This window comes from Pseudomonas sp. MF09156 (genome assembly GCF_059862305.1).
The window spans coordinates 850,605-863,636 of the sequence record NZ_JCBCUR010000001.1; the positions used below are offsets into that span (position 1 = coordinate 850,605).

Consider the following 13,032-nt stretch of genomic DNA (forward strand, 5'->3'; position numbering starts at 1 on the left):
ATTTAACCGGTTAGTTCAGGGGAGCGGTTTTTGGAATTGGCCGCAACATGTGTGTTAGGACAAGGTTTGCGGACAAATGTTCAACCTGAATTGCAAAGAGGCCGCATCATGCCTCAGATTTGCCGGTTCCTTGGCGTCAATTCTGTGACAAATATTGAACTGACTACAGGCTTTATGCCAGTACTCATTATCAAATTTGCGGACTGGTTAGAAAACTTTTCTGCGCAGTATTCGCAGCGCAGGCTCTCGATGCCCGAGGGTCTTGCGGCGCACATCCTATAGCAATGTGGCCTTTTGCCCTTATTTTTAAGACTAGTGGCAAATGGCCGATTTGCGCGCCCAGGCGACATAAGGTCGGGCGACAGGTGAGGTGAGGAGGGCGGGGGGTGAATCGGTTGTTCAGCGCAGAACCGGGTCGAACTTGAAGCGACGCCCGACAATTGCGGCAATCACCCACGCGCTGGCGAATACGGCGCAGGCGCCTAGGGAAAGGGTGTGCCAATCATTCGACGTGGCGCTGAGCCCCATGACGCCGGTGATGAGGGTCAGAATGAAAAACAGCCAGGTGGTCTTGGTCATGATCGGCTCGCTTAGAAAATCCAGTGCTCAGAAGTGCCGGCGGCCTGCGCGCCTTGTGCCAACTGAACAGAGGGTTGCCCATTGGCTGTCATCACTGCCAGTTGCGCGCGTTGCTGGGTCTGGTGGCTGCCTGTGTGGCTGATCTGCGCTGCATCGCTATCGCCACTGGTCTGGAACTGGAACATCACCAGTACCGCCAGGGCCAGGGCATTCAGAAGCAGGAGGGTGCTGTTCATGGGTGTTTCCCCGTGTTCATGTGCAGGACAGATTGTTAAGGGTAAAGAGTGCAGTCATCGTGCCAGCTGCTATTTTGATAAAAATCCTTAAAAAACAGTATGTTAGATTGATCTCAAAAGTATGGCTCGTTGCAAGATGCAATGATGGCCTTTCGTGCTAGTGCATTTTGCACGATGGGTCTTGGCAGCCCTGTAGGCAGGAGGTGGGCGCGTTAACGGCTTACGCCTAAAAAGCTTGCGGACGACATGACAAAACTCACCTTGGCCGTTAACATGCACGCCGTCTGTCGCGACGCCATTTGGCCTTGCGCCTGTCATAAGTCCCAGTAGCTCAATTGGATAGAGCATCCCCCTCCTAAGGGGAAGGTTGGCCGTTCGAACCGGCCCTGGGACACCATTTGCAGTCTCACCTCTACCCTGGCCGAGACGCTGAAAAACCCCGATCAGAATGCTCTGGCGGGGTTTTTTTATGGGCGGCTGTTTTCTTGGCCGCTTGGCCAGTGCCTTTGGGCTGGCTGGCGAGATATATTGTTAAAACCTTGTACCTCGCCCCCGGTCTGGATGCGTCTGACACGTAGCTGAACAGCGAAGGAACTGTTGGGTGCCAAGTTCATCGAAGGCTGCATGCTTCGGTGATCCCGAGGTTGTGCCGCTTGCTGGATCAAAATGCCCCTGGGTGCCTGTGTAGTTGGGTGCCTGGGCTTAACGACGCTTCGCCCTCAGGCTAGTGCGAATTGCCTGACACCCACTGCAAGGAGCCGCTCGGAACGCCGATGCGCCAGATCTGGAAATCTTTTCGAGCCCTTTATTTCGCCTCCTTGATGATGCTGATCGGCTCCGGCCTGCTCAGTACTTACCTGGCCTTGCGCCTGGCGGCGGATAACGTCGACAGCCTATGGGTCGGTGCGCTGATGGCGGCCAACTATTTTGGCCTGGTGCTGGGTGGCAAGATCGGGCATCGCCTGATCGCCCGCGTTGGTCATATTCGGGCCTATGCCACCTGTGCCGGGATTGTCGGTGCGGCGGTGCTGGGCCATGGCCTGGTGGACTGGCTGCCGGCCTGGATCGTGCTACGGATAATCGTCGGCCTCGGCATGATGTGCCAGTACATGGTGATCGAGAGCTGGCTCAACGAGCAGGCGGATGCCAAGCAGCGTGGCGTGGTGTTCAGCGGCTATATGATCGCGTCGTACCTGGGCCTGGTGCTGGGCCAACTGATTCTGGTCATGCACCCCCAATTGGGGCTTGAGTTGCTGATGCTGGTGGCGCTGTGTTTTGCCCTGTGCCTGGTGCCGGTCGCCATGACCCGGCGTATTCACCCCGCGCCCTTGCATCCGGCGCCGATGGAGCCGCGCTTTTTTATCAAGCGTGTGCCGCAGTCTTTGAGTACGGTGCTGGGGGCGGGCCTGATCGTCGGGTCCTTCTACGGCCTGGCGCCGCTGTACGCGGCCCAACAGGGCTTGAGCACCGAACAGGTCGGCCTGTTCATGGGTAGCTGCATTTTTGCCGGCCTGTTGGTGCAGTGGCCGCTGGGCTGGCTGTCCGATCGCTATGACCGCGCCTTGTTGATTCGCTGTTTCGCCCTGTGCCTGGCGGTGGCGGCATTGCCGCTGGCGATCATGACCCAGGTGCCGCTGGAAGTGCTGTTTATCGCCGGGTTCCTGTGTTCGTTGGTGCAGTTCTGCCTCTATCCGCTGGCCGTGGCATTTTCCAATGACCATGTCGAAGGTGATCGCCGAGTGTCGCTCACCGCGATGTTGCTGGTGACCTACGGGGTGGGCGCGAGTATCGGGCCGTTGCTGGCCGGCGTGGTGATGAAGCTGTTTGGCAACCAGATGCTCTATGCCTTCTTCAGCCTGTGCGCATTGATCCTGGTCTGGCGTATTCGCCCCAAGGCTGTGACCAACCTGCATCAGGTGGACGACGCGCCGTTGCACCACGTGGCCATGCCCGACAGCATGTCCAGTTCGCCATTGGTGGCAGCCCTCGACCCGCGGGTGGATGAGCAGGTGGTCCAGGACCAGATGCAAACCGCCGCGCCAGAGCCTGCGCCCGACGCAGAGCCGGAGATGGAGCCGCAGCCCGAGCCCGAGCCGCCGGAGCATCCTGACCCGGATGAACACCCGCATGACCTGAGCCGGGCCCGTCCCTGAAACAAAAAACGGGCAGTTCCCAAAGGAGCTGCCCGTTTTTTTGTGCCTGTGGTTTGGCGCTTACATGTCGTCGTCTTTATCGAACCGTCGCGCCTCGCGCTGCAGTTGGTAGACAAACCGCTCAACCTGGCGCTGCACCAGGCCGCTCATGTTGTGAAAGCGCACACCGGCAAAGGTGGTGTTGATCCTTTCTTCGAAGTGCAGGTAGCGCAGCTCCACCGCCGTGGTCATGCTGCCGAAGGGCAGGGCGGCGATAAAGCGGTCGTACACCTGGCCCAGTTGCAGGCGCTCGGAGATATCACCTTCAAAACGCAGCTTGCAGCCGGTGGCGGAGATATCCAGCAGCTTGCCACTGATAGGCGCCTTGAGTTTCTCGCCACCCAGTTCGATATTCACCAGTTGCGCCAGTTTCAATGCCGCGCGAAAGGCATTGCGGCGCTGATGGTAGACCACTTCTTCCGGCAGGCTGCCTTTATAGATGCGGTGGCCGTCCTTTGCGCCGATGGTCAGCGGGCCATTGCTGTCCCAGGCCACGCGCACGCCTTCGTGAAAGCCTTCGATACGAAATGCTTCGCCATTCTCCAGATAGCGTTCACCTTCGGGCGGGATCATTTCGTCCAGGCTCAGGGTCTTGCTGTCCTTGTCGACATCCACCAGGTAGCTTTGGAAGCGCTGGTTGCGTTCGTGGAAGGTGATGATCAGCGGGTCGTGGCTCTCTTGCAGCAGCCGCAGGGTGCTGGCAATTTCCAGAGGGGTGGTGAGGACCTTGGGGGGCTGCGGAGCATCTTCCGCGCTAAGGGTGTTGAACACGGTTCTTCCATCTCCAGACAAAATACGACTACACGCAAGAACCGGCATTTTGCCAGCATGTGGCACGCCTTGATAGGGCGCGCAATAAACCGGCGTCAGGCTTGGCTGAGGGTGCTGGGCTTGACCAGCTGTGAGGTGGAGCCCTGGGCGTTATACAGTGCTGGAGGTTCGCCGCCATGGAGGATGCGCAGCTGGTTGGCGGTGGTGGCTTGCTGCAGTTGGATCGACTGGCCATTGAGCACATTGGCTTGCTGGCAGTTGATCAACAACTCATTGAGCGCTGCGCTCTGGGCCAGCAACTGGTCGCCGACCGACGAGTGGCTGGCCAACTGCTCCAGGCCGCTGTGATCAGCGGGCAGGCCCAGGCTGAGCAGGATCTGGCTGCGTTTCTGGCCGTGTTGTTCAAGCAGGATGATCAACGATTGCTTGCGTGCCAGGATATCTTCCAGCAGGCGCATATCGCGGCCGCACAGGGCTACGAATTCGTCTTGAAGCAGCTCCAGTAGGTGTTGCGCGGGAGCCAGGTCTTCAGTGATCAGGTGCAGCAGATTTTCGTCGTGCATGGCTGGCCTTGGGTTTTAAGCGTCCAAAAGCCTGGCGCAGGCCTTGGCCTAGCGCTCGGCTTTGATAATTTTGCCGGCTAAACGGTCGTTGTCGATCTGATAGCTGCCATCGGCAATCGCCTGTTTCAACTCGGCCACGCGGGCTTTATTGACAACTGGCTGATCGCGCAGCGAGTCCGTGATCTTCTGCAACTGTTGAGCCTCGTTGCTCAAATGCACCGATTCGCCACTTTGGGTCGAAGCGGTTTGTTCTGCCTTGGCGGGCAGTGCCGGGGCCTTGGCTTCAACGCTGTCCTTGGCCGCGTTGGTACGCGTGCCGCCGGGCGTTGCCTGGGCGCTGTTCAATCGGCTGAAATCAATGACCATGTTAAAAAACCTCTGGGTATTTGGACGCTTGCCATGTTTTCGGCCATACCCGGACAAACTTTAGGCTCGATCGACAATAAACCTGTGCACAGCGTGATCTCGGGCACAGTGTAGGAAAAGCCAGCGTCCCACGCCAGTGATCTATAGCGCGACCTCCACCTGGCCAGGCGCTGTTACCCGAGCCTTGATCACGCGCTTGGAGTTCAGGTTCTTCACGCGAATCTGTTCGCTCATCCCGCCATTGGCCAGGGCTTCCCCCGGCATTTTCACGTTCAGGCCGCCACTGCTGGCGGATATCACCACCTGGTCACCTTTGCGCACCACTTCTGCCTGTTCCAGGTGAACCAGGGTGATGACCTGGTCGGTTACCATTGGTCGGGTCAGTTTCTGCCCGACCGCCTGGTCCACGGAGGTGAGGTAGCCCTGGCTGATCTGGCTGATGTCCCGCTCGCGCAGGGCCACGTCTTCATAGCCGATGATGCCGGTACGCTTGAGCGGGCGAGTAACGGTCACTACGTCACGAAACAACCGGACCTGGGCCGGCACGAACACGGTCCAGGGCGAACTGCCGTCGCAGCGCACGCGCACGGTCACGCGACCAATGGGCTGGGCGGGGCTTTCCAGGGAGCCTGTCAATTCCTTGTCGCACATGGGCATGCGCAAACGCGGGTCCAGTTGGTTGACCTGGATTTCATAACGGCCCGGTGTCTGGGTGCTCGCCAGATAATCTTCTACAGTGAACTCAAGAAAGCCTTGAGTGACGCCGATAAGCAGATCAGGCAAGGTGACGTTGTCGGCGTGGGCCTGGTGGCCTGCGCCCAAGGCAAGCAACGCCATCCAGGCGCAGAGTAATCTGCGGTACTGTGGCGAGCGAAGGCGTCGGGAAACTGTCGTTTTGATGTCCATGGCCAATAAAAAGCAAAGCGCGTGCCGTTTCGTGTTGGGGGCGCGTCGTACCCGTAAGTTTTGTAGCGTAGGAGTCTGGGCATGGCGGGTGTAATGGATTCAGTGAACCAGCGCACACAGCTGGTAGGGCAGAATCGCCTGGAGTTGTTGCTGTTTCGACTCGATGGCAAGCAGCTATATGGCATCAACGTCTTCAAGGTGCGGGAGGTGCTGCAATGCCCCAAGCTCACCATAATGCCCAAGTCCAACCCGGTGGTGTGTGGCGTGGCCAACATCCGTGGCTCGACGATTCCGATTCTTGACCTGGCGATGGCCACCGGTTCTGCCGGTTTGCAGGATCGCGAGAACCCGTTTGTGATCATCACCGAGTACAACACCAAGACCCAGGGTTTCCTGGTGCGCTCGGTGGAACGTATCGTCAACATGAACTGGGAAGAGATCCATCCACCACCCAAGGGCACCGGGCGCGACCACTACCTCACGGCAGTGACGCGGGTCGATAACCAGTTGGTGGAAATCATCGACGTGGAGAAGATCCTCGCGGAAGTGGCGCCGACGTCGGAGCATATTTCGGTGGGGGTGGTGGATGAGCAGACCCAGCAGAAGGCCGTGTCCCTGCGGGTGTTGACGGTGGATGACTCGTCGGTGGCGCGCAAGCAGGTGTCCCGGTGTCTGCAGACCGTCGGTGTCGAAGTGGTGGCGCTCAATGACGGCCGCCAGGCGCTGGACTACCTGCGCAAGCTGGTGGATGAAGGCAAGAAGCCGGAAGAAGAATTCCTGATGATGATTTCCGACATCGAGATGCCGGAAATGGACGGCTACACCCTCACGGCCGAGATACGCAACGACCCACGCATGCAAAAATTGCATATCATCCTGCATACTTCATTGTCCGGTGTATTCAACCAGGCAATGGTCAAGAAGGTCGGTGCCGATGACTTCCTGGCCAAATTCCGTCCTGATGACCTGGCATCCCGGGTCGTTGAACGGATCAAATCTGCAGATCACGGCTAGGGGCTTTCTCCCTGGCGGTCACACGAGTTAAGAGGCGGTTTCATTGTCTACGGGTAATTTGGATTTCGAACAGTTCCGGGTCTTCCTGGAAAAAGCCTGTGGCATATTGCTCGGTGAAAACAAGCAATACCTGGTATCAAGCCGTCTCAACAAATTGATGGAGCAGCAGGGCATCAAGTCCCTGGGCGAGTTGGTACAGCGCATCCAGGGCCAACCGCGCAGCGGGCTCAAGGAGATGGTGGTCGATGCCATGACTACCAACGAAACCCTGTGGTTTCGTGACACCTACCCCTTCGAGGTGCTCAAGAACAAGGTATTGCCCGAGGCCATCAAGGCTAGCCCTGGCCAGCGCTTGCGCATCTGGTCGGCGGCGTGTTCGTCTGGGCAGGAACCCTATTCGCTGTCGATGTCCATCGATGAGTTCGAACGGACCAACATGGGCCAGTTGAAGGCCGGGGTGCAAATTGTTGCCACTGACCTGTCCGGCACCATGCTGACCAACTGCAAGACCGGCGAATACGACAGCCTGGCCCTGGGCCGCGGCCTGTCCCCGGAGCGCCTGCAGCGTTACTTCGACCCCAAGGGCGCCGGGCGCTGGGCGGTCAAGGCGCCGATCAAGAGCCGGGTGGAGTTCCGCTCGTTCAACCTGCTGGACAGCTACGCCAGCCTTGGCAAGTTCGACATCGTGTTTTGCCGCAACGTCTTGATCTACTTCTCGGCTGAAGTGAAGAAGGACATCCTGCTGCGCATCCACGGTACGCTCAAGCGCGGCGGCTATTTGTTCCTCGGCGCGTCCGAGGCGCTGAACGGTTTGCCGGATCATTACCAGATGGTGCAGTGCAGCCCAGGCATTATCTACCAGGCCAAGTGATGGCTTGAGCTGAGTCGACGCATAAGGGAGCCCCCAGGGGCTCCTTTTTTTTGTCCGGCGATCCTGGGGCGTACCCTGCTGGAACTGATGTTTCCTTCCTCACCACCCAGCATTGGGTGGGCAAATTCAGCCCGCCCAATACGAAAAGTCGTGTTTGCGACGGTGGGATTGGCTCTTCGTCGCGCTCACCAGGAGGAGGGTGTATGGGAAACGTTTCATCAGGGTACGGTCCGCAAGGTGCACGGTTTGCATTCGATTCTTCAGTTGAACAGCGGCGTATCGATGATCCCTTGGCGGGAAGAGGGCAGGCAGGTTCAAGGCCTGTATTTGGCGCCCATGGCCCCAGGCCGCCGGGTATGAATTTTGTCTCGGGTAATCCCAGGGCTTCGAGCCAGCCTTTCAATTATGGCGCTTATCCATCCGGCGGTAATTCTGCCCTGGCTCACAACAATTTTTTTCCTTCCAATAGCGCGACGCCGGGGAGAAAAACCGCGGATATTTTTGGCGGTTTTTTCCAGAGTGAAAACGGCAACTGCGCCACTATTTCAGCCATCAAGGCCTCAATGCAGCGTTTTGGCCAGAAACCGACCGATATCTTCAAGGACGTGAAGAAAACCGCCAATGGCTACCATGTCACCATGCGGGATGGGAAAACCGTGGATTTGACCCGGCAGGAACTGCAACAGGCCACCCAGCACGCCGGGCTCAAAGGAAGTGATCCCGCGATGATCAAGGACGCCAGCTTTATATACGCCGTCAGTGCCAAGCGGGCGCAGAACGAAAACCACGAAGGATCAGGGCACAGCTATGCCAAGGCCTTGGACTCTCTTAAAAACGGTGAGTACACCAAGGATGTGTTTGTCCGGTTGGGCCTGAAGGATCATGTCAGACAGGGGACTTTGCGCGACTTGCAAAGTGGCATGGTGGGTACGATAGACAAGGATGTGGGCGGTGCCGGTACCGCGCACTCGATGGCGGTAATTGGGGGAATGGAGGAGCGCTGGGGCAAAGTGGGACAGAGAGCCACGGCGGGCAAGATTTCCGATGGCAGGGGGCACGAATGGAAAGAGAACGTATTGGTTCTGACTTGATGGCACTCCTCCAGGCCACCTCCGCAGGAACCGGCAATCCGGCTCCTGCCGCTTTCTTTAAACGGCAATGCCCATTGCCGCTTTCCTGACGTTTCGCGGAAAAGCGTTGCCGCTTTTGCGCCATTGCCGCCGGCAATGCCTGCCTAACCCCTTGATTTATTGGGGTTGATAAACCTGGCATGGGGCTTGCTATAACCCTGTTACGAAAAGCAGGTCAGCCCCTAAAGGTTTCCGCCATGAGCATCAGCTTCGATAAAGCGCTCGGTATCCACGAACAAGCCCTGGGCTTCCGCGCCCAGCGTGCCGAAGTCCTGGCTAACAACATCGCCAACGCCGATACCCCGAACTACAAGGCTCGGGACCTGGACTTTGCCGCCGTGCTCGCCGCACAGAGCGACAAGACCAAGAACGGCTCCTTCGCCTTGAACATGACCAATAACCGTCATATCGAAGCCCAGGGCCTGAGCAGTGGCGATGAGTCGCTGATGTATCGCACGCCGATGCAGCCGTCGATCGACCAGAACACCGTCGATGCGCAGCTGGAGCAATCGAACTACGCCGAGAACTCGGTGAACTTCCAGGCCAGCTTCACCCTGCTCAACAGCAAATTCAAAGGGCTGATGTCAGCCCTGCGCGGAGAGTAAGCCATGTCTCTATCCAGTGTTTTCAATATTGCCGGTAGTGGCATGAGCGCCCAGACCACGCGTCTGAACACGGTCGCCAGTAACATTGCCAACGCCGAGACAGTGTCGTCGAGCATCGACCAGACCTACCGCGCCCGGCACCCGGTGTTCGCCACCATGTTCCAGGCCGGTCAGAACGGCGGCAGCGATTCGTTGTTCCAGAGCCAGGATGCTGCCGGCCAGGGCGTCCAGGTGCTGGGGGTGGTCGAAGACCAGAGCAACCTCGAAGCGCGCTACGAGCCCAATCATCCTGCCGCGAACGAAAAGGGCTACGTGTACTACCCCAACGTCAACGTGGTCGAGGAAATGGCTGACATGATTTCCGCCAGTCGCTCGTTCCAGACCAACGCGGAAATGATGAACACCGCCAAAGCCATGATGCAGAAGGTCCTGACCCTCGGTCAGTGATAAGGGGCGCTAAAGCATGTCTGTCACTAACGATGTGTCGAATCAGTCGACGATCCAGAGTCTGTTCGACTCCAAGGTCAAGGATGCCAAGTCCAGCCAGGGCAACCTGGCCGACACGGCCAAGGCGGCCTCGGGCAACCAGTCCCTGGGCAAGGATGCGTTTCTGCAACTGCTGGTTACCCAGCTCAAGAACCAGAACCCGCTGTCGCCCCAGGACAACGGCGCGTTCGTCGCGCAACTGGCGCAGTTCAGCAGCCTGGAAGGCATCAACACCCTGAACGACTCGGTGAACACCATCACCGGCAACTACAAGTCGTCGCAGGCGCTGCAAGCCTCGTCGCTGGTCGGGCGTTCGGTAATTATCGAAACCAACAAGGCCATGGTCGACACCAGCAAGAGCTTCACCGGCTCGGTCGCCGTGGGTTCGTCGGTGGGCAACGTCACCGTCAAGGTCACCGACAAGGACGGCAAGCTGGTCAAGACCATCGATCTGGGCGCCCAGAGCGCCGGCAAGTCGGACTTTATCTGGGACGGCAAGAACGAGGCGGGCGAGCAGCTGGATTCCGGCACCTACACCTTCGCGGCCAGCACCAAGAATGACGCTGGTGATTCGGTTGCCCTGAAAACCTCGCTGCCGGCCACGGTCACCAGCGTGACCTTGAGCCAGACTGGCGGCGAAATGCTGCTCAATCTTTCTGGCGGCATGGGCAGCATCAAGCTGTCGCAAATTCAGACTATCGGTACATAGAGCCGGCTAGATACGGCAAGAGGAGAGAAACATGTCTTTTAATATCGGCCTTAGCGGCCTCTATGCGGCCAACAAACAACTGGACGTGACCGGCAACAACATCGCCAACGTCGCGACCACTGGCTTCAAGTCGTCCCGCGCAGAGTTCGGCGACATTTACGCGGCGTCCCGCTTGGGCACTGGCAATAAAACCATCGGCACGGGCGTTAACCTGGCGGCGGTCTCCCAGCAATTCACCCAGGGTGAAGTCAACGGCAGCGGTGGCGTGTTGGACATGGGTATCCAGGGCGGCGGCTTCTTCGTGCAGAAGGGTAGCGACGGCTCGCTGGAGTACACCCGTAATGGCTCGTTCCAGGCGAACAAGGACGGCTACATCACCAACAACACCGGCACCTCGCGCCTGCAGGGCTACGCTGCCGATGAAGATGGCAAAATCTCCAAGAGCGGCCTGACCGACCTGCGGATCAACCTGTCCAACTTGCCGCCCAAAGCGTCGACCAAGGTTGATTCCAGCAGCAACCTGAACTCCTCCAAGCCGGTGATCGACCAGACGACCAGCCCGTTTGATCCGACTGAAGCGAGCACGTTTACCGAGCAGTACGGCACCACGTTGTATGACACTCAAGGCAATGCCCATGAGATGGTGCAGTACATGGTGAAAACCGGCTCCAATACCTGGAAGTCCTACACCCTGATCGACGGACGCAATCCTGACGGTACGCCGGTCAAGGGCACAGGTGCGGTTGCGCCGGTGGCCTCCACGGTGACATTTGATACATCAGGCACGCTCAAGGGGATCGTCACTCCGCCAAGCACCGTATCCAACACCACCCTGACCATCAGCAACTGGAAGCCGGGCGTCATGGATAATGGCGTGTGGAACCCTGACAACGGGGCTGCTGCCAACCCGGGCGGTATTGCGATCAACATGTCCGATATCACTCAGTACAACTCGGCCAGCTACCGCAACCCGCCGATCACTGATGGCTATGCCACCGGCGAAATCACCGGGCTGAAAATCGACGGCAGCGGTGTGCTGTTCGCCACCTTCAGCAACCAGCAGAGCAAGGCCATCGGCCAGATCTCCCTGGCCAGCTTCAATAATGAGCAAGGCCTGCAGCCCGCAGGTGGCACCACCTGGAAAGAAACCTTCGCCTCTGGCCAGCCTGGCTACGATGCACCAGAAGCCGGGACCCTGGGCTCGATCGTGGCCAACTCCCTGGAGAACTCCAACGTCAACCTGACCAATGAGCTGGTGGACCTGATCAAGGCCCAGAGCAACTACCAGGCGAACGCCAAGACCATTTCCACCCAGAGCACCATCATGCAGACCATCATTCAGATGACCTGATGCGCTAGTGCTGCACAAGAAGCCCCTCCTAGGAGGGGCTTTTTTGTGGGCGTAGGAAAACCCAGCGCAGAGCATCAGGTAACGCGTTGAAATGCATGGGAAGGAACACTCCGCTCCTGCTTCGCCACTGATGGGGCCAGAGCCCTGTTGGCTCACCAATCTTGGGAGGGCGGAGCATGGAGAGTCTAGGGTGGTCTGCACCAGGTACGGGGCGCGTGATGTTCACACCGGCTGCGGCACCGACGGTGTTGCCTGCCGTTGGGCCTGCTGGCGAAGCGTCGACGGTCAAGACGTTGCTCAGCCAACTGTTCGATGCCGAGCAAGCCGGCAAGACTCAGACGGTGCAGGATCTGCGCGACAAGTTGAATGATCTGCGCCAGAAAATGGGTGACGAAAAATTCAAGGAGGCGCTAAACAAGCTGGGCGAGAGCGCGGATAGCAAGTTTCTCGAGTTTCTCAAGCGGATGCTGGACGAATGGTTTCCCAGTGATGACGTAGCGCCACCCAGCCCGCCATCGCCAAGAGGTGGCGGTGGCGGCGGCGGTAGAGTGAACCCTGCGGGGTTTGGCCCTGCCGAAAAAATGTCCGATAAGCCTTATACCAACGGGAGGAATTATTTCAACTACAAGCCTGATAACAGCAACCCCGGGCAAAAGCCGGGAACCGGTAAAGAATCGGGCAATATCTGGAGTGGTTTCAAGCAAGGGCCTGACGGCAATTGTGTGACGGTTTCCGCAATAAAGGCCGCCATGATGCGGTATGGCAAGGAGCCTACGGATGTGTTCAAGGAGGTTAAAGGGGCGGGCGATGGCTATGACGTGACGATGCGCGATGGATACAAGGTTCATTTTTCCAAGGAAGAATTCAAGGAGGCCGCAAAGGAGGCCCGATTCGAGGGAGATGATCCTTCGATGATAACGTCCGCCAACTTCATATTTGCCGCGAGCGCCAAGCGGGCCCAGATGGAAAACAACGATGGTAAGGCTGCGCGCAGTTTCAAGGATGCCATCAAGACCCTTAACGATGGAGAGTATTCGCGAGAGGGTTTGGACCGCATAGGGCTCAAGGGGCTTTACAGGCAGGCGACCGATGCCGACTTGAGGAACAGCAAGGTCGGGACGGTGGAGTACGGCGGCCATTCGATGGCGGTGATTAACGGCCGCATTGAGCTGTGGGGGCAGCGAGGCGGTGTGCCTGCATCGGGTATAGCCACCGTGTTGATCTAGTCTCGTACGAGGGTTTTTCCGGGCAAA

Annotated in this window: 15 protein-coding genes and 1 tRNA gene; 10 read left to right on the forward strand and 6 right to left on the reverse strand. The window is 58.3% G+C overall.

Going from position 1 to position 13,032, the window contains the following annotated elements; genetic code table 11:
- Positions 1–399: 399 nt before the first annotated feature.
- Together AC19YY_RS04060 and AC19YY_RS04065 are read right to left on the reverse strand one after the other, a co-directional pair.
- The gene (locus tag AC19YY_RS04060) at positions 400–579 is read right to left on the reverse strand and encodes a PA3371 family protein (RefSeq protein WP_169955165.1); all 180 of its coding nucleotides are present in this window, start codon (positions 577–579) and stop codon (positions 400–402) included.
- Positions 580–590: 11 nt separating this feature from the next.
- Entirely contained in the window at positions 591–815 is a 225-nt protein-coding gene (locus AC19YY_RS04065) for a hypothetical protein (protein WP_169955166.1), read from the reverse strand.
- Positions 816–1,135: 320 nt separating this feature from the next.
- Between AC19YY_RS04065 and AC19YY_RS04070 the strand changes: the two genes are divergently transcribed.
- Together AC19YY_RS04070 and AC19YY_RS04075 are read left to right on the forward strand one after the other, a co-directional pair.
- Positions 1,136–1,212: transfer RNA gene (locus AC19YY_RS04070), tRNA-Arg, on the forward strand.
- Positions 1,213–1,588: 376 nt separating this feature from the next.
- Positions 1,589–2,968: an MFS transporter gene (locus tag AC19YY_RS04075; protein WP_169955172.1), complete on the forward strand. Its 1,380-nt coding sequence runs from the start codon at positions 1,589–1,591 to the stop codon at positions 2,966–2,968.
- 60 nt (positions 2,969–3,028) lie between these two features.
- Here the strand turns inward: AC19YY_RS04075 and AC19YY_RS04080 are convergent, their stop codons facing one another.
- The 4 genes from AC19YY_RS04080 to flgA form a co-directional block, all read right to left on the reverse strand.
- A complete protein-coding gene (locus tag AC19YY_RS04080) occupies positions 3,029–3,778 on the reverse strand; it encodes a flagellar regulator YcgR PilZN domain-containing protein (RefSeq protein WP_169955173.1) in 750 nt (249 codons plus the stop codon).
- Between the two features lie 95 nt (positions 3,779–3,873).
- Complete coding sequence (locus AC19YY_RS04085; RefSeq protein ID WP_500603881.1) at positions 3,874–4,341, reverse strand: flagella synthesis protein FlgN; 468 nt, start codon at positions 4,339–4,341, stop codon at positions 3,874–3,876.
- Positions 4,342–4,389: 48 nt separating this feature from the next.
- Positions 4,390–4,707, reverse strand: coding sequence for a flagellar biosynthesis anti-sigma factor FlgM (gene flgM / locus AC19YY_RS04090; protein WP_057960432.1), 318 nt, complete (start codon positions 4,705–4,707; stop codon positions 4,390–4,392).
- Positions 4,708–4,848: 141 nt separating this feature from the next.
- A complete protein-coding gene (gene flgA, locus AC19YY_RS04095; protein ID WP_170043773.1) occupies positions 4,849–5,613 on the reverse strand; it encodes a flagellar basal body P-ring formation chaperone FlgA in 765 nt (254 codons plus the stop codon).
- Between the two features lie 81 nt (positions 5,614–5,694).
- Here flgA and AC19YY_RS04100 point away from each other — a divergent pair, with 81 nt between their 5' ends.
- The 8 genes from AC19YY_RS04100 to AC19YY_RS04135 all read left to right on the forward strand — a co-directional run bounded on the left by AC19YY_RS04100 (position 5,695) and on the right by AC19YY_RS04135 (position 13,005).
- Positions 5,695–6,627 (forward strand): chemotaxis protein CheV, encoded by a 933-nt coding sequence (locus AC19YY_RS04100; RefSeq protein WP_169955176.1) that lies wholly within the window; start codon positions 5,695–5,697, stop codon positions 6,625–6,627.
- A gap of 43 nt (positions 6,628–6,670) precedes the next feature.
- The gene (gene cheR / locus AC19YY_RS04105) at positions 6,671–7,498 is read left to right on the forward strand and encodes a protein-glutamate O-methyltransferase CheR (protein ID WP_057439687.1); all 828 of its coding nucleotides are present in this window, start codon (positions 6,671–6,673) and stop codon (positions 7,496–7,498) included.
- Between the two features lie 203 nt (positions 7,499–7,701).
- Positions 7,702–8,589 (forward strand): hypothetical protein, encoded by an 888-nt coding sequence (locus AC19YY_RS04110; protein WP_170056924.1) that lies wholly within the window; start codon positions 7,702–7,704, stop codon positions 8,587–8,589.
- Positions 8,590–8,825: 236 nt separating this feature from the next.
- Positions 8,826–9,233, forward strand: a complete 408-nt coding sequence (flgB, locus tag AC19YY_RS04115) for a flagellar basal body rod protein FlgB (RefSeq protein WP_057439685.1) — start codon at positions 8,826–8,828, stop codon at positions 9,231–9,233.
- 3 nt (positions 9,234–9,236) lie between these two features.
- Complete coding sequence (flgC, locus tag AC19YY_RS04120) at positions 9,237–9,680, forward strand: flagellar basal body rod protein FlgC (protein WP_169955178.1); 444 nt, start codon at positions 9,237–9,239, stop codon at positions 9,678–9,680.
- A gap of 16 nt (positions 9,681–9,696) precedes the next feature.
- Positions 9,697–10,428 (forward strand): flagellar hook assembly protein FlgD, encoded by a 732-nt coding sequence (gene flgD / locus AC19YY_RS04125; protein ID WP_170056925.1) that lies wholly within the window; start codon positions 9,697–9,699, stop codon positions 10,426–10,428.
- A 31-nt stretch (positions 10,429–10,459) separates the two neighbouring features.
- Positions 10,460–11,779 carry a flagellar hook protein FlgE gene (flgE, locus tag AC19YY_RS04130; RefSeq protein ID WP_169955180.1) on the forward strand — a complete coding sequence of 440 codons (1,320 nt, stop codon included), beginning with the start codon at positions 10,460–10,462 and terminating at the stop codon, positions 11,777–11,779.
- Positions 11,780–11,997: 218 nt separating this feature from the next.
- Entirely contained in the window at positions 11,998–13,005 is a 1,008-nt protein-coding gene (locus AC19YY_RS04135) for a hypothetical protein (protein ID WP_169955261.1), read from the forward strand.
- The last annotated feature ends 27 nt before the right edge of the window (positions 13,006–13,032 follow it).